The sequence below is a fragment of the Vulcanisaeta distributa JCM 11217 genome (assembly GCF_001316005.1).
In the GTDB taxonomy this organism is placed as follows: domain Archaea; phylum Thermoproteota; class Thermoprotei; order Thermoproteales; family Thermocladiaceae; genus Vulcanisaeta; species Vulcanisaeta distributa_B.
The window spans coordinates 41,599-62,381 of the sequence record NZ_BBBJ01000006.1 but is presented as its reverse complement, the minus strand read 5'-3'; the positions used below and the strand labels follow the sequence as shown (position 1 = coordinate 62,381).

30 protein-coding genes and 4 pseudogenes are annotated in these 20,783 nt (G+C 44.8%); 23 read left to right on the top strand and 11 right to left on the bottom strand.

Annotation, left to right across the window (positions count from 1 at the left end):
• Positions 1-10: 10 nt before the first annotated feature.
• Positions 11-691 carry an inorganic phosphate transporter gene (locus JCM11217_RS07390; RefSeq protein ID WP_054842531.1) on the top strand — a complete coding sequence of 227 codons (681 nt, stop codon included), beginning with the start codon at positions 11-13 and terminating at the stop codon, positions 689-691.
• Between the two features lie 6 nt (positions 692-697).
• Here the strand turns inward: JCM11217_RS07390 and JCM11217_RS07385 are convergent, their stop codons facing one another.
• From JCM11217_RS07385 to JCM11217_RS07375, 4 genes are all read right to left on the bottom strand, one after another.
• Positions 698-1,780 (bottom strand): sn-glycerol-1-phosphate dehydrogenase, encoded by a 1,083-nt coding sequence (locus tag JCM11217_RS07385; RefSeq protein WP_054842530.1) that lies wholly within the window; start codon positions 1,778-1,780, stop codon positions 698-700.
• A 99-nt stretch (positions 1,781-1,879) separates the two neighbouring features.
• Positions 1,880-2,044: a hypothetical protein gene (locus tag JCM11217_RS15030; RefSeq protein WP_243678704.1), complete on the bottom strand. Its 165-nt coding sequence runs from the start codon at positions 2,042-2,044 to the stop codon at positions 1,880-1,882.
• Between the two features lie 163 nt (positions 2,045-2,207).
• Complete coding sequence (locus JCM11217_RS15025; RefSeq protein ID WP_243678703.1) at positions 2,208-2,351, bottom strand: hypothetical protein; 144 nt, start codon at positions 2,349-2,351, stop codon at positions 2,208-2,210.
• 109 nt (positions 2,352-2,460) lie between these two features.
• Positions 2,461-3,060 carry an adenylate kinase gene (locus JCM11217_RS07375; protein ID WP_054842529.1) on the bottom strand — a complete coding sequence of 200 codons (600 nt, stop codon included), beginning with the start codon at positions 3,058-3,060 and terminating at the stop codon, positions 2,461-2,463.
• A 150-nt stretch (positions 3,061-3,210) separates the two neighbouring features.
• On the opposite strand from JCM11217_RS07375, the gene JCM11217_RS07370 reads away from it, so the two are divergent.
• The 8 genes and pseudogenes from JCM11217_RS07370 to JCM11217_RS07350 all read left to right on the top strand — a co-directional run bounded on the left by JCM11217_RS07370 (position 3,211) and on the right by JCM11217_RS07350 (position 8,273).
• Positions 3,211-4,368: a glycosyltransferase family 4 protein gene (locus JCM11217_RS07370; RefSeq protein WP_243678702.1), complete on the top strand. Its 1,158-nt coding sequence runs from the start codon at positions 3,211-3,213 to the stop codon at positions 4,366-4,368.
• Between the two features lie 140 nt (positions 4,369-4,508).
• Positions 4,509-4,702, top strand: a pseudogene (locus JCM11217_RS07365) (30S ribosomal protein S27ae).
• Positions 4,703-4,758: 56 nt separating this feature from the next.
• Positions 4,759-5,271, top strand: coding sequence for a hypothetical protein (locus JCM11217_RS15020; protein WP_243678701.1), 513 nt, complete (start codon positions 4,759-4,761; stop codon positions 5,269-5,271).
• Positions 5,256-5,867, top strand: coding sequence for a mandelate racemase/muconate lactonizing enzyme family protein (locus tag JCM11217_RS15015; protein ID WP_243678773.1), 612 nt, complete (start codon positions 5,256-5,258; stop codon positions 5,865-5,867). The genes JCM11217_RS15020 and JCM11217_RS15015 overlap by 16 nt, the downstream gene beginning before the upstream one ends.
• 43 nt (positions 5,868-5,910) lie before the next feature.
• Entirely contained in the window at positions 5,911-7,017 is a 1,107-nt protein-coding gene (locus JCM11217_RS07355) for a UbiD family decarboxylase (RefSeq protein WP_243678700.1), read from the top strand.
• Positions 6,999-7,091, top strand: a complete 93-nt coding sequence (locus JCM11217_RS15010) for a UbiD family decarboxylase (protein WP_243678699.1) — start codon at positions 6,999-7,001, stop codon at positions 7,089-7,091. The genes JCM11217_RS07355 and JCM11217_RS15010 overlap by 19 nt, the downstream gene beginning before the upstream one ends.
• Complete coding sequence (locus tag JCM11217_RS15005; protein WP_243678698.1) at positions 7,082-7,246, top strand: hypothetical protein; 165 nt, start codon at positions 7,082-7,084, stop codon at positions 7,244-7,246. Before JCM11217_RS15010 ends, JCM11217_RS15005 begins: the two co-directional genes overlap by 10 nt.
• A 116-nt stretch (positions 7,247-7,362) precedes the next feature.
• A pseudogene (locus JCM11217_RS07350) lies at positions 7,363-8,273 on the top strand (RimK family alpha-L-glutamate ligase).
• Here JCM11217_RS07350 and JCM11217_RS07345 read toward each other — a convergent pair.
• From JCM11217_RS07345 to JCM11217_RS07340, 3 genes are read right to left on the bottom strand one after another with little or no spacing between them, the layout of a single operon-like run.
• On the bottom strand, positions 8,270-9,211 hold the full coding sequence (locus JCM11217_RS07345) for a thiamine-phosphate synthase family protein (RefSeq protein WP_054842528.1): 942 nt from the start codon (positions 9,209-9,211) through the stop codon (positions 8,270-8,272). The pseudogene JCM11217_RS07350 and the gene JCM11217_RS07345 overlap by 4 nt on opposite strands.
• A gap of 47 nt (positions 9,212-9,258) precedes the next feature.
• Complete coding sequence (locus tag JCM11217_RS15000) at positions 9,259-9,417, bottom strand: hypothetical protein (RefSeq protein ID WP_243678697.1); 159 nt, start codon at positions 9,415-9,417, stop codon at positions 9,259-9,261.
• Between the two features lie 17 nt (positions 9,418-9,434).
• Entirely contained in the window at positions 9,435-9,983 is a 549-nt protein-coding gene (locus JCM11217_RS07340; protein ID WP_243678696.1) for a hypothetical protein, read from the bottom strand.
• A 138-nt stretch (positions 9,984-10,121) separates the two neighbouring features.
• Between JCM11217_RS07340 and JCM11217_RS07335 the strand changes: the two genes are divergently transcribed.
• Complete coding sequence (locus JCM11217_RS07335) at positions 10,122-10,499, top strand: hypothetical protein (protein ID WP_243678695.1); 378 nt, start codon at positions 10,122-10,124, stop codon at positions 10,497-10,499.
• A 29-nt stretch (positions 10,500-10,528) separates the two neighbouring features.
• Here the strand turns inward: JCM11217_RS07335 and JCM11217_RS14995 are convergent, their stop codons facing one another.
• From JCM11217_RS14995 to JCM11217_RS14990, 4 genes are all read right to left on the bottom strand, one after another.
• The gene (locus JCM11217_RS14995) at positions 10,529-10,795 is read right to left on the bottom strand and encodes an AAA-associated domain-containing protein (protein ID WP_243678772.1); all 267 of its coding nucleotides are present in this window, start codon (positions 10,793-10,795) and stop codon (positions 10,529-10,531) included.
• Between the two features lie 277 nt (positions 10,796-11,072).
• A complete protein-coding gene (locus tag JCM11217_RS07325) occupies positions 11,073-11,615 on the bottom strand; it encodes a hypothetical protein (protein ID WP_054842527.1) in 543 nt (180 codons plus the stop codon).
• 120 nt (positions 11,616-11,735) lie between these two features.
• Positions 11,736-12,296: a TatD family hydrolase gene (locus JCM11217_RS07320; RefSeq protein WP_243678694.1), complete on the bottom strand. Its 561-nt coding sequence runs from the start codon at positions 12,294-12,296 to the stop codon at positions 11,736-11,738.
• Positions 12,259-12,558, bottom strand: a complete 300-nt coding sequence (locus JCM11217_RS14990; RefSeq protein ID WP_243678693.1) for a TatD family hydrolase — start codon at positions 12,556-12,558, stop codon at positions 12,259-12,261. Before JCM11217_RS14990 ends, JCM11217_RS07320 begins: the two co-directional genes overlap by 38 nt.
• A gap of 52 nt (positions 12,559-12,610) precedes the next feature.
• Between JCM11217_RS14990 and JCM11217_RS07315 the strand changes: the two genes are divergently transcribed.
• The 13 genes and pseudogenes from JCM11217_RS07315 to JCM11217_RS07260 all read left to right on the top strand — a co-directional run bounded on the left by JCM11217_RS07315 (position 12,611) and on the right by JCM11217_RS07260 (position 20,764).
• Complete coding sequence (locus tag JCM11217_RS07315; protein WP_243678692.1) at positions 12,611-12,958, top strand: hypothetical protein; 348 nt, start codon at positions 12,611-12,613, stop codon at positions 12,956-12,958.
• Between the two features lie 104 nt (positions 12,959-13,062).
• The gene (locus JCM11217_RS07310) at positions 13,063-14,235 is read left to right on the top strand and encodes a helicase (protein ID WP_243678691.1); all 1,173 of its coding nucleotides are present in this window, start codon (positions 13,063-13,065) and stop codon (positions 14,233-14,235) included.
• Between the two features lie 177 nt (positions 14,236-14,412).
• Positions 14,413-14,667, top strand: a complete 255-nt coding sequence (locus tag JCM11217_RS14985; RefSeq protein ID WP_243678690.1) for a helicase C-terminal domain-containing protein — start codon at positions 14,413-14,415, stop codon at positions 14,665-14,667.
• Positions 14,668-14,712: 45 nt separating this feature from the next.
• Positions 14,713-15,237 carry a DUF87 domain-containing protein gene (locus tag JCM11217_RS07305; RefSeq protein ID WP_054842526.1) on the top strand — a complete coding sequence of 175 codons (525 nt, stop codon included), beginning with the start codon at positions 14,713-14,715 and terminating at the stop codon, positions 15,235-15,237.
• On the top strand, positions 15,234-15,818 hold the full coding sequence (locus JCM11217_RS07300) for a hypothetical protein (RefSeq protein WP_054842525.1): 585 nt from the start codon (positions 15,234-15,236) through the stop codon (positions 15,816-15,818). Before JCM11217_RS07305 ends, JCM11217_RS07300 begins: the two co-directional genes overlap by 4 nt.
• Entirely contained in the window at positions 15,815-16,150 is a 336-nt protein-coding gene (locus JCM11217_RS07295) for a hypothetical protein (RefSeq protein ID WP_054842524.1), read from the top strand. Before JCM11217_RS07300 ends, JCM11217_RS07295 begins: the two co-directional genes overlap by 4 nt.
• Positions 16,151-16,249: 99 nt before the next feature.
• Complete coding sequence (locus JCM11217_RS07290; RefSeq protein WP_054842613.1) at positions 16,250-16,711, top strand: hypothetical protein; 462 nt, start codon at positions 16,250-16,252, stop codon at positions 16,709-16,711.
• A 352-nt stretch (positions 16,712-17,063) separates the two neighbouring features.
• Positions 17,064-17,932, top strand: a pseudogene (locus JCM11217_RS07285) (M48 family metalloprotease).
• A 24-nt stretch (positions 17,933-17,956) separates the two neighbouring features.
• A complete protein-coding gene (locus tag JCM11217_RS07280) occupies positions 17,957-18,418 on the top strand; it encodes a hypothetical protein (protein ID WP_243678689.1) in 462 nt (153 codons plus the stop codon).
• Complete coding sequence (locus JCM11217_RS07275; protein WP_054842522.1) at positions 18,415-19,176, top strand: methyltransferase domain-containing protein; 762 nt, start codon at positions 18,415-18,417, stop codon at positions 19,174-19,176. The genes JCM11217_RS07280 and JCM11217_RS07275 overlap by 4 nt, the downstream gene beginning before the upstream one ends.
• Positions 19,177-19,220: 44 nt before the next feature.
• Positions 19,221-20,220, top strand: a pseudogene (locus JCM11217_RS07270) (deoxyhypusine synthase).
• A 39-nt stretch (positions 20,221-20,259) separates the two neighbouring features.
• Positions 20,260-20,496: a hypothetical protein gene (locus JCM11217_RS07265; protein WP_054842521.1), complete on the top strand. Its 237-nt coding sequence runs from the start codon at positions 20,260-20,262 to the stop codon at positions 20,494-20,496.
• Entirely contained in the window at positions 20,474-20,764 is a 291-nt protein-coding gene (locus JCM11217_RS07260; protein ID WP_054842520.1) for a hypothetical protein, read from the top strand. The genes JCM11217_RS07265 and JCM11217_RS07260 overlap by 23 nt, the downstream gene beginning before the upstream one ends.
• The last annotated feature ends 19 nt before the right edge of the window (positions 20,765-20,783 follow it).

Sequence of the window (20,783 nt, the reverse complement as noted above, 5' to 3'; positions counted from 1 at the left end):
GCGATGTTGCATGGTGGCCATGGCCGTTACCATAGTGATATTCATAGTCGGCGAAAGCATGAGGGTTCCAATGTCACTAACAGGCTCCTTATACGCAAGCCTAGTGGGTGCCTCGCTGGCGTTGGGGCGTGTGCTGAGGAACGCGGTCTTCGTACTTAGTTATTGGTTGTCCCTGCCCATAATCGTTATGCTTCTTTCATACATTCTCTATAAATCCCTAGGCGCCCTCTCGAGATTATCGTTTAGGTACGTGGGCATTTACCGCGTATTATCCATACTCACAGTCTTCCTGCTATCCTTCTCCTTCGGTGCAAATAACCTTGGGTTACTATGGGCACTACTAAACTTTAGTTATAAGGGGTTATTGCTTATTATCATTAGTTCAATACTTGGCGTATTACTAATTGGTTGGAGAACACTGTATAGACTCAGCACAGGCCTATTCACGCTGGGTCCTTTAACCAGCTTCACGGTTCAGTTATTCTCATTCATGGCCATGGAAATCGGGACCATATACTCAGTGCCAATGCCTGTCACGGTAACCACGTCCTTCGGCTTAGTGGGTGTCGGGGGGGCAGCTCATAGGTTTAGGATAATAAACCTGAGGTACTTCAACGAGTTAATACTTGGCTTCATAGTATCGATAATTATTGGTCTCGTGTTTAGCTACGTATTGATTAGGGTCATTTAGTCCGCGTTAGGCAACACCCGTAATTTCAACGACGTTCTCAGCTGCCTTGCGCGTCAAGCCCGCCCCCCCTAATATGGTGAATCTATCAGGTCTCACGTTATGCGCGATCGTTAATGCCTCAATTATTACGTCTCTGTCAAGACCGAGTTCCTTAGCCGTAACCGGTATGTTTAGGCTCTGTAGGAATGACTTAATCCTTCTCCATTTCATACCGTGTAGGTAGGCCATCATTATCGCGCCAAGCGCCACCTGCTCACCATGCAGTGCGGGTCTAAACCCCCCCCTCTCCCTAGCTAACAGGTCTATTGCGTGGCTGAACAAGTGCTCGGAACCACTGCACGGCCTTGAACTGCCGGCAATGGCCATCGCAACCCCACAGCCGAGCAAAGCCTTCACCACTATTCTAACACTCTCCTCACTATGGACCTTTAGCCTATCCCTATTCCTAAGGACTATTAATGCGCTATCCCTGGCGAGGGCCGCCGCATACTCGCTGAACTCCTCACCCTTAACCCTAACCGCTAATTCCCAATCTTTAACGGCTATCAACTTACCAACCAACTCACCAATGCCAGCCAGTAAGTACCTCCTTGGCGCCTCGAGTATTATTGACGTATCGGCAATAATAGCTATTGGCGACCTCTGAACCTTACCAACTCCATGCTTATTAAGATCGAGTTGAAGTACGTGAGATACGTAGGGGCTCGCTATGCCATCGTGGGATGCTATTGTTGGTATTGATACGTAGGGTACATTCATGATGTACGCCATGGCCTTACCAAAGTCAATTATCCTACCACCACCGAGGGCTATTATATAATCAGTAATGTGGGCGTACCTACTCGATAATTCGATGATCCTATCGGAACTTATTTCATCAATTTCCTCAACATCGCAGGTCCTACACTCGATTTTATCAATTAAGTGCTTACCGAAGTGAGGACCAATGAGGACTAAACCCCCCCTTAATCCATTAAGCCCCCCCACCTTACTTAATATCTCGGGTACTTTACTGATGGCGTTTGGTCCGAATACCACGACCCGAGGAATCTCGTACATCTCCAATGCTTTACGCTGTGTCGAAGCCATTATTAATATAGACGAGGCATGCGGATAAATTTAAATTATTTCTTTATTCTTAGTCAGGGAAATACTCAATCTATTAAGTTAGCAATTCTAGGATAATGATTACTTACTAAGGGCCTTGGTAAGGAATTCCACGGCCATCCTCTTAAGGGTTACAACGTTGTTATCGATTACGAAATCCTCATTCACGTAATCAACGCCGTTATTCCTGAGAATATTTATTAAATCCGTGGTTGGGTATACCGTCGCCTTCCTACCTCTTAACAAGCCAAGCTTAGCTGCATAGCTGGAGTTGCCAAGGGAAGTATTGTCTTCTTACCACTATTTATTGAGTGCGTAAGTAATTTCTCGAAGGCCTCCTTATTAACCATGGGCTTGACTCTACCTGGGATTTCCTTACCGGTAACGGCATAGTAGGCCCAATAACCACCTATGAAGCTACGACATCGTAACCATCAAGTACATCCTCACTAAACTTATCCGTTAGATCAATGTCGAAATTAACATCGGCAGTCTTACTTACCAACCCAGTACTAACCTCCATACCCAACTGCCTAAGTGCCTGTACTGTCATTGAGTACTCCCCCCCTTATACGATACATCGGCAACTATGATTAAGGCCTTCATACAACCCTTCGAGAAACCTCATACTATTTTAAGCATTTCGCGCCTTGATAATGACTTTACTTACTAGCACCTCTATTCCTCAGTATTAAATCAACGATGAACCTCGCGGCAATCTCGGCATGTTCAAAGGGCCTTGATTGAGGCTTCTTCCTAAAGTCCAGTATGTACACGGAGCACTCACCTGCGTTGGCCGCAGCGAAGGCGTAGTACCTATTGGCTAATTGATGCATCTCAATATCCTCAGGCGACTCCTGCTCTCTATCTCTAAGACCCACGTCCTTAGCCCTCCTCTCAAGTATGTCCTTTGGGTCAAACTCCATGAGGACTATGGCATCTGGCTTGAGCTTAGTTATTATCCTGTCAGGAAGGCCTGGGTAAAACCCTCCCTGAACCTTAATGCTTGCGTGAGTATCTATGATCACATCCCCAGGTAGTTTAGCGATTTCCTCAGCCGCGAGCTCCTGAACCTTCCTATACTCCTCCACAGGTAACTTCTTCCTCATATCATCCCTATTGGTAATTCCGTACTGTCTCCTGGCAATCTCAAGCATGTAATCACCGTAGTTAACAATGGTTATGTCAGGGAGCATCTCCTTAACGAACTTCAGCGTCGTTGACTTACCACTGCCAGGTACGGCAACAAGTACGATCTTCACACGGTAAGTTATTCCCATTGAATTTTAAATTTTATTACACGGTTGCTTACCCGCTTACTTATCGTAGAATCTTACTTTTAAATAAGTATGGGAATTTATACCCGTGGTAATTCGCGTTCTCCACCTATCCTGGGAATACCCACCCCCCACATGGTCGGTGGGTTGGGAAGGCATGTTTATCATATTACCAGGCACTTGGTTAAGGATGGCGTTGATACCACCGTAATGAGCATAGCGCTACCCGGCTCACCGTCTTCCGAGAAGGTTGAGGGAGTCCATGTTAGGAGAGTTGATCCATTCAGGTTCAGGTCCACGGGCTTCATCACGTGGGTTCTAAACTTCAACGAGGAGATGATTGAGGAGGCCCTCAGGCTCTATGATGAGTGGGAGTTCGATTTAATACACGTTCATGACTGGCTAACAGGGCCCGCAGGCATTGCGTTAAAGCATTTACTTCATAAGCCCTTAATCGCCACGATACACGCCACCGAAGCCGGTAGGCGCGGCGGGATCCATAATGAGGAGCAATTCATAATACACTCGTGGGAATGGAGGACGACTTACGAGGCGTGGAAGGTTATTGTCTGTAGTAATTACATGATGAGCGAGGTCTCGATGGTGCATGGGATACCAAAGGATAAACTGATAATGATACCCAACGGCATTGACGTGTCCTACATAGACTCGGTAAGTGTGAGGCCTGACTTTAGGGATTTATACGCAATGCCCAGTGAGAAGATAATAGTCTTCGTTGGTAGGCTTGTTCATGAGAAGGGGCCTGACCTAGTACTGGCGGCATTTAAGGAATTACTGAGGTGGGATTGGAACCTGAAGCTTCTTATTGTTGGTGATGGTCCAATGAGGGAGTACTTAATGGGACTGGCCCATGACTGGGGCATTTGGAATAAGGTATACTTCACGGGTAGGGTTGATGATGAGACGCTCTACTCAATATTGAAGGTATCAGACCTGGCAATACTGCCAAGTAGGTATGAGCCCTTTGGAATAACAATACTCGAGGCCATGGCCGCGGGCTTGGCCGTAATCACGACGAGGATTGGCGGACCTGATGAGATAGTGCGTGATTGGTACAACGGCGTTAAGGTAGCGCCTAATAACGTTGATGAGATAATAAATGCCGCCAAGATACTACTCAGTAATGATGAGTTGAGGAGAAACATAGCAAGGAATGCGAGAGACTCCGTGCTCAGGTGGTATACCTGGGATAGGATCGCCCGCTGGACTAAGAAGGTTTACCAAGACGTACTTGAGGAGTATGAAAATACAAAGTGGGTGTCGCAGTGGTGAGAATCAGGAAGGGAGACCTTACATCACGGCTCAGCCCTGGCCACATCAATCATCGCAAGCAGTAAATCAGCAAGTTCCTTATAAGGATTTTATGACCCACCGCGACGAAGGAAAAATCTTTATAAGGGATGCGTTAAGCCATGACTGTGCCAAAGGAGGTTAAGGCAAGGGCGCACACGTGGTATGAAGTTGATTATGAGAAGGGTACCATAAAGTTTCTTAGGAGAATTTGCCAAGGTGCGGCTCAGTAATGGCTTATCACAAAGTCCCAGTGCCTAGATGGGCTTGCGGTAAGTGCGGTTACACAATATTTGAGCAGGTTAAGGCCCGATAAGTTTAACTGAATAAGTAATAATCATAACTTATAAGTTAAGGTGCCCACAGTTAATTGTGAAGATTAGGGAGGTTAGGGTTGGGGGGGTTTTTAGGGCTGGTCTTGAGATTCCGGATTTTGGTTCTGCGAATGATATGGTTGTTGTTAAGGTTGTTGGTGAGGATGGTAGTGAGGGTATTGGTTATGTGACTGATTACCACCACATTAAGGAGGGTGTTTACTTCTCCGACCTACTCGCAGAGTTCATTAGGAGGGTTATTGCCAGGTTTGTTGTTGGTAGGGACACTACTGAGTATGAGGCTATTTGGGATGAGCTTTTCCAGAGGTTGACCAGGTGGGGTAGGAGGGGCTTTGTTATCCACGCAATTAGTGGTGTTGACATAGCCATCTGGGACCTACTGGCTAAGGAGGCTAATAAGCCCCCCCTTTGGAGATTGCTCGGTGGTTATAGGAGTGAGGTGCTACATACGCGAACACGGCCCATCAACTACCGCCCAAGGAGCTCGCAGCCAAGGCCCTTGAGTATGTTAAGCAGGGTTTTGATGCTGTTAAGATTAGGGGCTCCTTAACGGCCGTTAGCCCTGAGGAGGCCACCGAGCGCATTAAGGCTGTTAGGGAGGCTGTTGGACCTGATGTTAAGTTGATGGTTGACTTGAACGGCACCTACGACCTAAACCTGGCAATGAGAATGTGCAGGAAGTGGGAGAGGTATGAGTTGTTTTGGATTGAGGAGCCCGTACACCCAGACAACCTTGAGGGTTATAAAAGGTTGAAGAGGGTTTGCGGTATACCAATTGCTGCCGGTGAGCAGCATCACACGGTCTACGACTTCAAGCTACTACTCGAGAGTGAAGCTGTTGATATTGTCCAGCCGGATGTGGGCCATGTGGGCGGCATTACCGAGTGGCTCAGGGTTTGGGCATTGGCTAGGGCCTATGGAATACCTGTCTCACCACACCTAATGCCAATAGTCAGTGCCCACCTCGTTGCCGCTAAGCCAGGTACCATGTGGATTGAGTACACGGCACCCGACAACCCACTTAGGAGTGCCATATTCGACGTATTTGACGAGCCCAAGTCAATAATGTATGCGAGGAATGGCAAGGTCTACGTGCCAGAGACGCCGGGAATAGGCATAAAACTAAAACCACAACACCAACTCTAACAACACGGAAAAACTATTTTACTTTAAAATTAACGCAGAATTGATGGATTTAAGAAAGTACCTAATGGGTTTAAGGGATGAGGGTGTTTTGAGGTTTGTTGATGAGGAACTGAGTATTAACTATGAAATACCCTACGTAATCACGCGGTTTGACAAGGGGCCAACACTGGAGTTCACTAACGTGCGTGAGTTCAAGGGGGTCCACGTGGTTGGTAATGTAGTTAATACCAGGGATAAGGTGTACAGGGCGCTCAATGTGAGGAACGATGTCGAATTTTACAAAAGACTTCTTTGGGCTGAGGATGCCGCATCATCTTATAAGCCGAGCGAGACCAACGATGCTGTTTATGACCCCCCCTTACCCAATGTTGACTTAACAAAAATACCCATACCTAGGTACTTCGAGCTTGAGCCGGGGCCTTGTCTAACGAGCGCGGTTGTCGTGGGTATGGATGTTAAAGACGGCATATTAAACGCAAGCATCCATAGGCTAACCCCAATAGGCCCTGATAAATTCGTCATTAGGCTCGTGCCCAGGCACCTATACAGGATTTACATGAGGAATAGGGAAATCGGTAAGGACACGCCAATATCGATCTCATGGGGTCTACACCCGGCCATCTTGGTCGCTGCGGCCTCATCACCATCCTTCGGCGTCTTCGAGCTAAACATGGCCAATGCCCTACTTGATGGTTCACTTAAGGTTAAGGTCCTAGATAATGGAGTGCCCGCACCTGCGTATGCGGAGGTCGTGATGGAGGGCTATATATCGGCCAAAGAGACCGCCAGGGAGGGGGGGCCGTGCATGGACATACTGGGTACGTATGATGAGGTTAGGGAACAACCCGTCGTTAGGGTCACGAGAATTTACGTTAGGAGGGACAGCCCATTAATTGCCCAAGCCCTCGTGGCTGGTTATTCTGAGCATAAGCTACTAATGGGTATTGAGAAGGAGGCTAAGATCTGGCAGTTCGTTAGTAATGTAGTCCCTGAAGTCAAGGCTGTCAGGCTCACCGATGGTGGTTGTGGATGGCTTCATGCGGTTATTGCCATTAAGAAGCAGAGTGATGGTGATCCTAAGAACGCGATCATGGCGGCTTCGCAGCTCACCCGAGCCTTAAGCACGTCGTGGTGGTTGATGATGACGTAAACATTGATGACCCAAGCGAGATTGAGTGGGCGATAGCAACTAGGTTTAGGCTGATGAAGACCTGGTGCTTATAAAATATGCCAGGGGGGGCTCGACGCTAGACCCTGTCGCCATCGACCCCCCCATACAGGGCATAACCACTAAGGTTGGTATTGACGCCACGAGACCACTCAACTCCGATGTGAGTAGGTTTAGGAAGGGGGGGTTATTCCTGCCTCCGTTGATTTAAGTAAAATTAGGCTTAGGTGAGTATACGTTTACTTTACGTATACTATTTCTCTCAATCTTTCTTTAGTAATTATTACCTGGCTAATTAATAAAAGGGAGGTTTTAAAATGCCGTGATGTGGATATCGGTATTATTAGGCCTTACGAGGTTGAGTATAACCCTGAGGATGTGGTTGACCTAGAGGATGCAATTAGGTCCCTAGGCCATAGGGTTAAGAGGATCTACATTGACATGGTTGGTGTTAGGTTTGGTAAGGGCCGTATTGATTATTATCAATTAATTGGTAGGTCTAATTATGAGGAATTGAGTGTATCAGGCGCAATACTCAGGCACATAGGGTGATCAGGGATTTTGAGCAGTTCGTGCATAGGTTATGGGTTGTTAGGGCCCTTGAGCTTAGTGGGGTTTATGTAATGAATCCTGTGATGAATTGGATGATGGCTAGCGATAAGTTCATATCATTAATGCTATTGGCTAAGCACGGGTTGCCAGTTCCCGATACTGTGGTCAGTGAGAACATGTTTGTCGCGTATAACACGGTTAGGGAGTTTGGTAAGTCCGTTATTAAGCAGATTAGGGGGGGTGCCATGGGCTTTGGGGGGGTTTTTCAGGTTGATGATGCTGATGTTGCCATGCACATATTCAGCTATTTAACAAACCTGAATAAGCCCATGTACGTGCAGAGGTTCCTTGATAAGGTTGGTAATGGTGACTATAGGGTTGTGGTTGTTGGTAATGAGGTGATAGGTGCCGAGTTTAGGAGGGGGGGCATCACCTGGAAGAGTAATGTGGCCCAGGGCGCCAAGCCCGAGCCCGCTAAGGTCACTAATGAACTGGGTGAGTTGGCGCTAAGGGCCATTGAGGTTCTCGGACTTGATTATGGCGGTGTCGACATTGCCGAGACCAGGGATGGCTACTTCATACTTGAGGTTAACCCAACAATGTCCTGGCAAGGATTCAAAAGGGCCACTGGGATCAATCCGGCTAAGTACATCGTGAATCACTTAATTAATAAGATAAGGGCTTAGGTTATCCTCGAGGCTATCCTCACAACCTTCAACGCAACATCCACCGCATCAAGACCAAACACGTAGGTGACGGGCTCTAAGGCATAACCACCAAGGTCAATCACGGCCTCTAGTGCTGGGTCCTTAGTCAATGAGTTAACCACGGCATTTATGACATCATCCTCACTGGGGGGGCTTTCATGGGGGGGACCGGCCTTGGCGTAACGAATACCAAGTTCCCTAAGTGCGTCCTCTACCTTACTGTCATACTTAATACTCGCCACAGACCTATACCTCGAGTTCACGTTCATGCATTTAATAATCAACCTGCCTAGGTGCTTACTCCCACCGTAGGTTGGTCTTGAGCCTATGATGACCCTCCCATCATGGGCATCAATCCTACCGGGAACGCCGACAACATCATCCTCCGTCACCGCGCCTGGCTTAGCCTCGACAATGTTCATTAAAACCCTCGGTATTACAGCCTGGATTTCGGGGGGGTGAGACTCGAGGATCAATAATGCCCTTTCCACGTTCCTAATTATTGAGTCTGAAATGCCTGTAATTAATACTGAGCATACATTGCAGTTTATTGGTAATGAGGGGGGGACAAGCCTTTTATGGGCATCGCAAAGCCTTAGGGAGCCCAGTTCCATTAGTACCGCGTTGGTTAGGTATTCGAGGGCTTCGTACTCCTTATCACTCAGTATTAATTCCACGACGTTTTTAACGACTTCGAGCACCCAACCCCCCCTATCAATACCGAGTGACTCGGCCTTACTGAGTAATTCTTCGTAATTCCTGCTCACGTACCTATTAACCGCCGGTTGAGTTACGCCGAGTATCCTAGCCACCTTAAGCTGGCTATACCCACTCTCAAGTAGTCTCTTGGCAATTAGGCTCCTTATTATTGGCAGTACGTTCTCGGCGGCGAATTCAAGCCCTGTGCTTATACTCACGGATTAATACAATGCATTGACACTATTAATCCTTACTTTTACACTCCCTAAACACTCCTCATCTCATTGAGCATCTTAACCACTGTATCTATTGGGTCATCATTCGTTGAATACTTACTAATTACATTACCACCCTTAGTCAATAGGATTAGGTACTTATTACCCATTACCGCCTGCCCATCATTCATGTACGTCCTAACCAGCAAGTACTTATCACCACTTATCAGGCTATCTCCAGCGGCATTGATGGTATCCTGCACATGCAGGATGCGTTTACTCGACCCACGTTGGTGTAATTACGTAGAATGCCGAGTATCGTCAGCACAGTCCTAATACTCCCTAAACCTGCGTAACCAACATTGATAAATAACGTATCGCCAACCCTGTAGGGGGGGCATATCAATGGGTAATAATTGGAATAGCCGGAATTTGGGTCTCCAATTAATATGAAGGCGTTTCTTATGGTCATCCAATCATTATACTTCCTGAGGTCGACACCACCCCCCCTACTGGGTATCCTGACCAGTGACTCCTCACTCAATGTGTATGAGCCATACCTACTGCCCATGTCCATGGCCTTAATTACGTACTGCCCAAAGGATGCAATGGCTACGTGGCCCATCACTTGCCCATCCACTTTAAGTTCATTCACTAATTCAATACCATTAACACCGCCTAGGGTCGTGGTGGTCCCATCAATACTCCACACAGCTAATTCTCCACCAACCCTACCAATCACTAGCACTGTGGGTACCTTGAAGGAGGTTATCATTGATTGTTCTTTTTAAATTAATTATTTAAGATTTATATTAGTATGCATCATTTCTCGCATGACATTGGCAATAAGTGATGATTTAATAAGGAGGTTGATGGGGGGGTTATTGACGATAAGTGGGTTAGTATTGATGAGGTGGAGCACTTACTGGGTATAAAGATAAGCATGGATTTAATAAATAAATTAAGTAGGTCGGGCTTCTTCGAGGTTATGTATAGTACGTTGGACGGCACATTCTACATAAAGAGGAGGGTTATTGGGGATGCTATAATTAGTAATACGAGGAGCGGAGTCAGTGATTTGAGTAATGGTAAGAATAAGTTGAATCTCCAGAGGATTGTGGATAAAATGAGGAGCGAGATTCAGGGAATGGTGCCAAAGCCTCAGTTTGAGGAGTGGCTTAACAGTAATGTTCCTGATAATTGGCGCCTAATCTATAATCAATTACTGAATGATGGTGTTATTGAGGAGGTCATTGTTTCTGGTATGGTGTTTGTAAAGGTTAATAAGTGATTAAATTTCATGGTATTGCAATGTACATGTCACCCCCTCTTCTTAAGCATGCCGGCGAATACGCCCCCCCACTCGGCCAGTAGTATTTCGAGTAAGTGCCTAATACCTGGCTCCCTAGCCTCTACGTAGCCTTTCTCATTCAATTCCTCGATAAGATCATCGATGGTGAATGGCTTACGCAACCCCCCCAAACTATAGGCTGTGTGGAACGGCTCAAGATTAAGCAGCTTTTGCCGAAGTATCTTCTTCCTATCGCTAATCTTGGCGTTCAGGAACTCCCTACCCTCGCTCGTGATCTTAACATCACCACCCTTAACCTCGACAAACCCAAGGTAAACAGCCGCGTTAACGCCGGCATTAAATCATCGATGTCAGACTCCATCTCCTTCGCAATCATGAATATGTCAGCCTGCCCCCCTTAAACTCATTAGCGAGTGTGTCTATTAATCCGAGCACGTCTGCGAACCTCGCATCTAACGGCATAAATGGTAAATCAGGCATAAAACCTGCTTCCATAAATTATCATTTTAGTGGTTAATAAGTATTATTTTCGAGTAAAACCCACCGTTATAATCATGAAAGAGCCAATCTATGGGAAACAACTTTACATCTTTCGCAAACCTCAACGTACTCGTTAACCCACGTTCTCCACCTACGTGAGTAATACCTCGAGGAATACATTAAGGTCATTGGCGAGCCACAGCTTGGGCAGGCATTTCCTCTCAACGTAACGTTGCTGACCTCCCTATAGAAGTTCGTTATTGCAAGGTTAATGCCATCCTCAAGGTCCTCCTCCAGCCTATCAATGTTTATTGCGTATACTTTAATATTCAATTCCTTATTAAACCAATAACGAGCCCTCGACAAATTATTAACAATGTAATCACTAATTACATATGGCCTTTCAGAAACAACAAATAATGCATTAACGTCATTAATATCAAGCTCCTCAATCATGTCAAGAGGGTTTGACCACCATGGGAAGTAATCCCCCGGAACAACCCAGACCTTGGCTTTCAGCTTATTAAGGTCAGCCTTCACTGAGTCATCACGAACAATCCTAATCCTGAATCCCCTATTTCTCAATTCTTCAATGACTCTATCAATAATCCTCATGGTAATTCCTCAGCTAATAGCCATGACGGGTTAATAAATTATTTATTACCCTCAGGGAGTCACTAAAATGAGTGATGAGGACCGGTGAGATGAGCAGTGAAGAGACCACGCAGGACTGAGTCACCTCCTACCTAGTCGAAACACCGATAGTGCATTTTCAACGGTGATATTGCCCAACTCCACTGGGTCGATATTTAGGATCCTTGAGAGCTCCATTAAAACAACCTTAACATGCACAGGCCTTGACTCCTCACCAGGGTTGGGTCCAAGCTCTGGCGTGTCACTTTCAAGGAGTACTCGATTTAGGGGGGGTAGCATCATTGCCAATTCCCTCTTCTGCCTGGACCTAGTTATGGTTGGCGGTATTGAGAAGTAGCAACCAAGCTCAAGCAATTTCATTACCTGTTCCCTACTGCCATTGAATGCGTGCATCACACATTTAACAGGCCCATACTTACTCAATAACTTAATAACATCATTCTCGGCGTCTCTCGAATGAATTATTAATGGTAAGTCAAGGTCCTTAGCAAGCAACACCCACTTGGTAAATATGTGTCGTGAGATCTCCCTAAGCATTCTATCCCTAACAACACTATAGTCAAGCCCAACCTCACCAATCCCGACAATCAAATCCCTCCTCTCATTAATCACCCTCATGATCTCCTGAACCTCCCCTAACATCAAAGCCTCCATAGTCGTAACCCAACGCCGTATAGACAAAACCCCCCCCATACCTACTCACAAGACTTAATGCATTCCTCACCTCACTGAGCCTCATTGTAACATTGATTATAGCCAATAACCCCTCTCTGCGGGCCTCATTAATTAATTCATCCACGTGACCATACACATCCCACCGACTCAAATGCGCGTGCGTGTCTATCAAGGCTACTAAGCACCGTGAATAGCCACCCCCCCTATAAATTAATTTATTTTGGCTCAACAGAGCTGGGCGTTAAGTATAGGTTTTTAAAGAGCCATTATTGCGTAACTCGATGTCAACACTCAGCATAAACCCATTAATTTACAGATTCGTTAGGTACTGCCTAAACAGGGCTTACCTAGAGCTAGATGACTCCAAGTTATCGGCTGATGAGAGATATAGCCTGGAGACCATACTATCAATAATTAGGCAGGCCGAAGATAATTGGAAGGATGTAGATCATATTGTGGAGTTCATAAGCAATGAATTACCAAAGATTTATGGAGAGGCCCTCGAGAGACTCCCTGATAAGATAGTTGATGAATTGTTTGAGAAGGTTTTGGATAATTGCAAGGACCTTGATGAGGTTAAGACAGACACAAGGTGCTTAATGCCATTAACAATGCCCTTGAAAGCATGAAGGACATAAAGAAGAAATTCCTCGAGGGTTCTAAGACGAGGATTATCGAACCCTCTGCATAATCAGTGCCTAATTAATTGATTTGAGCAAAGTCTTATTGAGTAATGGATATTACCGATTACGTATACTCAATATTGAGGGAGAGAGATGTAGTCCTACTAAATGCGTATCCTGGCTTTGGTAAGTCTAGGATAGCAGTGGCAATAGCCAAGAGGTGGGTTGATGATGGTGGCCAGGTATTAATAATAACCAGGTCCAGGGCAGAGGCGCTGCAGCTTTGCGAATTTACAAGGCAGGTTGGCATTAGGGATAGGGTATCGTTATTTCTCGGCAGGGAATTAATGTGCCCATTTAATGCGCACAACTCCAAGCAATGCCTTCTATATAGGTTAAGCGGTAAGTGCAGGGTTAGTAAGACCGAGGTGGCACAGCCCATAGTGACCTGCAATCCCCTTGACCTATTTAACTATGGTTTATGCCCATACGAAGTTAATGAGGCGCTTGCCTATCAATTACCCATCGTCATATCAACCCATGCATATCTATCAAGCCCTGAACTTTACGGTAGAATAATGGACATAGTAAACACCTGGAATAAGCCTTTAGTAATAATTGATGAGTTCCACAACGTCGCCGCCGGCCTTGAGGAATCAATAAGTATTAGTATTGATGAGTTGAGACAGTGGGCATCACATGGCAATGACATAGCCAGTAAATTACTCGATAGGGTTAGTAATTACATACCGCAGAGGGAGGTCGTGGTTTTGAGGAAGTTCGACATTGACGATTTACTGAAGGGATCAGAATCAATTAATGATAAGGTTATTGAGATACTAACGCACTTTGGAAATGACCTATGCGCATTCACGTATGATGGTAAGTTGGTCAGACTTAGGTGCCTCTCTCTTAAGCCCATTCATGACTTAATAATGAAGTCGCAAAAGGCCCTTCTCCTAACGGCATCAATTAGTAAGAGATTTTCATACATCATGAGTATTTATTCCAAGTCATCGTACTACATGGCTGTGGACTCCCTACCAAGGGAATACCAGGAAAACCTTATTATCTTTTCCATAGTGGATATCGAGTTCACGCACAGGAATAGACTATTGAGGGAATACCTGGACATAGTTAATAGGGGGGGTATTAAGGTGTTTATTGAGTCATCACCGCCAATCGGCGGTTTAGCCGTTTTCTTCCCAAGCATTGAATACTTAAACTCATACGTTAATCAGTACGCACCACCGGTTTGGGGGGGTGCCGACCTTTATTCTTAGGGATAGTTCTGAGGCCGTAAATGCCATCGGGGGGGCATTTAAGGAGAGTGCCAGGGCTACTAAGTCATTAATAATAACATATGCCCAAAACCCAATTGGCGAGGGCGTTAACTTCCTTGAGCAGGAGTTAATTGGGGGGGTCATGATTATTGGGTTTCCACTACCCCAATACAGTCAGTGGAGTTTCTTAAAATCTCGTTACTACGGAAGCTGGGAATTAATGGATTTACGACTACGTACTTATTCCCAGCCGTATCAACAACGACGCAAATAATTGGTAGGTTGCTGAGGGATTTAGACAGGTATAGGAAGGTCGCGGTTTTACTGGATGGGAGGTTTTATCGTTATAGGAGGTACATGCCTAAGTGGCTTGTGTCCAGGATGAAGCCCGTGAGGTTATTTCAGTTTCTAAACACATCGATATGGCGATGAACGAGGTAATCATAGTGCCTTATAAATCCCGCTGGGAGTATCATAATGAAGCCTATGGACGTACTGGGCATTAGTGCGGTAGTAATACCTGCCTCACTGGCCATGGCATCATTAGCGAGGGAGTTCTCTGGGGACAACGTTACGGTAGGCACGCGCTTCATGATACCCTACAAGGTACCACTCGATAAGCACCTGTGCATTCTAGGCCCTACTAGGGGGGGTGGTAAATCATCGCTCGTTAAGGCCATGATTAAGGGGGGGCTGCGACGGAAGTACGTGGTCACGGTACTTGATTGGCACGGCGAATACTCAGGATTACTACCCACATTGCCGACCTCGGCGATTAACATAGACCTTGAGAAGATACCGCCAAAGTTATTGACTGAGATCTTAGGCTTTGGGTTGGGACTTAATGAGCCGAGTATGTACATGCTCTATAGGATGATCCGTGACGGTAATTACACGAACTTTAATGACTTGATAAGCAAGATCGATAATTACCTCGTAAGTACAAGGACGGAGGCCGAGATGAAGGCTGCAATACTAAGGAGGCTTGAGTATTCTGCATGAATATTGGCAGGGGTATTATAGGCATTGAGTCTCTCATGGAGGGTGATGCCATTATAGACCTTAGTGACTTAACGATTATTGAGGAGAAGAAACTCGTCTCCTCGCTAATATTAGCTGCGTTATACATGCATTACATGAGGAGGGGCTTGATCGAGAAGGGTGTTAGGCACGTGTTGATTATTGAGGAGGCCCAGAACCTGCTCGACATGAGTGGTCCCAGCTACTCAATCATTGATCATATTATAATGGAGTTGGCTAAGTATGGATTAAGGGCAATCCTAGTTAGTAATGCTGTGCCTAAGTCATCGATATTGAAACATTGCAATATAGTACTGTTTAAGATAAACCCTGAACTCCTGGACAATGAGGTGTCTTTCTCCAGGAATCTGATTAATAAATTGAATGAAATATCCACGGAGGAGGCAATAGTAATAACGAGTAAAGGCATTACTAAGGTAAGGCCATTAAAGGCAGTCATTGAGCCAACGCATATAATTATCAGAAGCTTCAATGATTTAAGAGCCGCAACACCTCAAAGAACCTCCCCCCCAGTAAGTAATGATGGTTTAACGAAGAGTTGAGTAGTAAAGTAGGTAATAATGAGGCTGGTATTATCAATACTACTAGGGTTAGTAAGGTTAGTGAGGATTTGAGTAGTAAAGATAACGACGGCGGTAAAGCATCTGCGGGACGAGTTAACTCTAGTAATGAGACTGCGTTGGTTAATAATTCCATGATTAGTGACGGTGATTCCCTATTTAGGAAGCAGGTGACGGAGTTGGAAAGGGAGGTTGTCAATCTACGTGATAAGATTAATGAAATAGAGAGAATATTAGACGCAGATGAGAAACTCCTTGAAAGGATATTGGAGCTTGATGATAAATTGAAAAAGAATTCACACGGTTTATTATAAAGAGATTTCATGAAACTCTAGCGTATATTCAGTACGAGAGTGTCTCCAATTCTCAATTTATTTATTTAAGTGGATATATACGGGAACCCTGGTGCCCTAATGACAGCCTCGGAAAATTTAATGGTGGATACAAAGAAGGTGAAAATCCTAATACTCCAGATGTTGAAGGACATGGTCCTTAATGCAAAGGGTCAATTAATAACCTTTAGACCTGCTAAGGTTGCCCAGGACATATCCATATGGACTAGGAAAAGCCCACGTTCGGAGTCTGTCATAGTTAGGAACTTCCTTGAGGAGCTTGTTGAGCTTGGTCTCATTAGGGTTATTAAGAGGAGTGCCAGGGGGGGTAAGGTATACGGCATAATGAGGAATACGGAGTTCTGGCTGATTCTTGAGCATAATAATGTCCATGAGATACTATCCTTCATTGATGGTTATAAATCTGCAAGGAGAAGTAATACAAGTATAAATATGCTGAGGGAATTAGCTAATGCCCAAAAAATAAACCTAGCACAGACAGCCACGAATGGTGGGAATAAAAACATATCAGGTAATCCGTGATTTAGTTAAAGATCCTCAATCCCTAATTAATTACGTAGAGGATTATTTACTGAGGATTGCTGGACTGACGTACGCGGCTAAGGAAGTTGATGGTGACGCCACCAGGCTAATCGTGAATGGAAATGATGGAGATGCCGAGTTAAGCATTAATCATGAGGTTAGGGTAAGGGGGGGGCACGGCAAAATGAGGGATCTCATGAACGCCCTGGTCTTAAGGTACTTAGGCACTGATGGTATGCGTAGAATAACAATACTCCTGTTGCAGAGAGGTAATAGGATTTATAGGGTTAATGAATTGCCAAGGGCCTACTCGCCGTCAATTGGCCTAATAGGGCTTATGTTGGTATCGATCATGGCATTATCAATAATTATCGCGGTGCTGAGGATTATTAATGTAATACCATCAATACACCTAATAATAATACTACTTTTATCGCCCCTCCTCATACCAATAATTTACTCATACATTCTTCAGTTAAGGGTGAGGCACGGTGATTTAAGGGGTTCACGAATTATAAAATTTGTTTTGGAGTATGGGGGGGATTTTGAGGAAAGGAGGTTTAATGAGGCTTTGCGGCTTTTGTCTAGAATTGAAAGTACGAAATCATTAAGTGAGATTAGGAGGTTCTTGATTTCATTAATTAATGACGCCAGGACAAAACCCCCCCAAAATTTCTATGAGGAGGAGATAGACGTTAACTCATTACTCAATAAATTAGGGATTAGGAATAATTACGGTATTTACCTAGTTAACGTGAACCAATGCAATGCGGCATCCATAGGACTACCCGGCATTAATTACATAGTCCTAACCTCAAGGCTTGTGTCATGCTTAAACACTGATGAGCTAGCTGCCGTAATAATGCATGAGATTGGTCACATAATCCATGGAGATTCCGCTAAGACCCTCTTCCTAATATCACTGGCTCAGTTGGTGAATATTGCGCTAATAACGTACATAATTCCATTAATGAGCTACCGGCAATACCAATATTAATAACCGCGGTGTTCCTTGAAATATTGGGCATAATCTCCATAATGAAGCTAAGTGAGTATTCAGCGGATAAGTATGCCCTTAGGTTCGTACCTAGGAGGAGTCTCGCCATGGCGTTAATTAGGGTTACCTGGAGGGAATTGCATAATGAATTAATGAGTAGGAGATTAAGGGTCTTCGCATCGCATCCCTCGGTATCGAGTAGGTTGGTCAGGATCTTACAGTGACTCGCTATATTTCGTTGTTATTTAGTGGTTAGTTTAATTTTTGTTCCTAGCTACGGCGTATACATGGACTTAATTGAGAAAATGAGTGAGTTGAGGATGTTAATTAGTAGGTTAGAGACTAAGTATCCTGAATTATCGGAATTATCATCATTAATAAATGATGTAATAACAAAATGCGTGTCGTTATCAGATGTATTAATGGGCATATACTCAATGACTGACTCGGCAATTCACGAACTCATGCTTGAGGGAAGTCCATCATTGATTAATCTCAACTCGGCGTTACTGAGGAAGTACATGGATATAATCAATAATTCTGAGGACTTAAACGACGCATTAAGTAGGGTAACGCTGCAGGAGAGGCAATTGCTTATCGATGCAATTAGGATCCTTAAGAAAAAGGGTGCCATCGACCTCGATGTTAACTATGATAGTGAGGGACTTAAGATAAAGATAATAAATAGGGCTAGTGACCTAGGTTCGTGAGTGACTTCGATGATTATTATGAAAACGCACTAGAGAAGGATATATATAGCCCCCCCAACTTTTTTGCGTATTTCAATATGCCTTACGATGTTCCATTCGTGCCCACGCCAGAGGTCGTGGTCAGGAGAATGCTTCAATTAGCCAATGTTAAAAGGGATGAGGTTGTTTACGATCTTGGCTGTGGCGATGGTAGGATAGTCATAATGGCTGCCAGGGAATTCGGCGCGCAGGCTGCATGTATCGAAATTAGGAAGGATCTATACGAGCAAACCCTTAGGAGGGTCAAGGATCTGGGGCTTGAGGATAGGGTTCGTGTGATCTACGGCAATTTCTTTGAGGAGAACCTATCTGAGGCCGACGTAGTAACTATGTACTTGCTCACAAGCGTTAATGAAAGAATAAGGCCTAAGCTTGAGCGTGAGTTAAAGCCGAGTACCAGGGTTGTGTCTCACGATTTTGAGGTCCCTGGTTGGAAGCCATTAATTGTGGAGGATCTATACGAGGAGTGGAGGAGCCATAAGATATACCTATATAAGATACCGGGTCTTGAAATACCAATACCCGTTGATGGTTTGGAGGAGAAGTTAAGGAATGCCCAACTCAATGAGAAGTACTTGGAAATACTCGAGTTAATTGATGGAAATAGATCCATTGAGGAAATATCGAATAAGACCCAACTAACGATAAGGAGCGTTAGGAATATAGTGAACGAGCTGATGAAGCAGGGACTCATTAAGGAGGTAAGGGTCATTAAGTAATTGGGTTCGTAAAACATTAAAAATAAGTAAACCTGAACCAATCAATGAGCAGTTCGCCATTCATATCAAGTGAGGTTTATGACTTGGACGTTGGAATAAACACCATAGATGACCTAATAGAGGCCTATAGACGTATCGGTGGTTTTCAGGGTAGGTACATAGCGGAGGCCGCCGACGTACTACTAAGCATGTACAGTGACTTAAATACCACGGTCTTCCTATCATTCACGGCAAACCTGGTCTCTACAGGGCTGCGAGGCTTAATAGCCAAGTTCATTGAGAGGGGTTTTGCGGATGTTGTAATCACGACAGCGGGTACCCTGGACCACGACATAGCCAAATCAATGGGTGGTAAGTATTACCAGAGCTACTTTGATGTTGATGATGTTGAGATGAGTAAGGCGGGTATTCATAGGATTGGTAATGTTGCGGTTAGGAAGGAGCATTATGGACCGTTAATCGAGAAGTTCGTGCATTCTTCGCTTGAGGACCTATCGAGGATTAAGGAGGAGTGGGGGGGGTGTTAGGGAGTTGCTTTGGGAGATGGGTAAGAGAATTGATGATGATTACTCAATATTGAGAGCAGCGTCAAAGGCTAGAGTTCCCATTTACGTGCCTGGGTTTGTGGATGGCGCCTTTGGCACGGCAATACTCACCTATAATGAGATGCAGAGGACTAGGACTGGAGGTAGGCAGGTTAGGGTTGATGTTCTTAAGGATGAGCATGAGCTAATGGACATAGTCTATTCAAGTAAATCCCTAGGTGCATTAATAATTGGTGGCGGTATATCTAAGCACCACGTAATTTGGTGGAGTCAATTTGCCGGTGGGCTTGATTACGTGGTTTACATAACAATGGCTGTTGAGTGGGATGGGTCATTAAGTGGTGCTCGCCCGAAGGAGGCTATCACATGGGGGGGTAAGGTGAAGCCAACGGCGAGGCAGGCGTTTATCCTTGAGGATGCCACTGTGGTGTTACCCATATTAATACCGTACGTAGTTGGGAAGTTGGGCTTTAGGAAGGGTGTCAGAGTTATTACTTAGATGTAGTGCCTTATATATCGAGTTGAGTATTACTAATTGATGGGCGTAAAAATGAGGAATGTTAGGAATAGGGGGGGAGACATATTCATTGAGGAGGTTTTACTCATAGCGATATCAATGGCTGTGCTCGTGGCTCTAGTATCACTGATAAGTGGTTTATTTGGTAATGCAGTTACTGGAATAATGCATTTGCAGGGCTCTGTTAATAATGCATTGAGCGGTTTCATTAATGACCTTCAGAAGGTGGTTTCTAATGCTTTCAATTTCACAAGCTAAGGACATAAAGAGCATAGTAAGTGAGCTAAGAAGCAAGGGTTTCAGTAAGCTGGACATATACCTAATACTCAGGACATTGAAACCAGACGCCAAGTTCGAGTACCTATTATCACCAAGCGAGTTGGACCTAATCAATAGGGTTAATGGGTTGAGAGTTGAGCTTTATAGGATGAGGACCGAACTCTATGACTTGGAGAAAAAGGTGAAGAGGAGGCATGAAATAATAATGGGAGTATATGAGGAACTGATGAATAGCAAGGCTAAGTAATGACTTATCAGTATAAGAG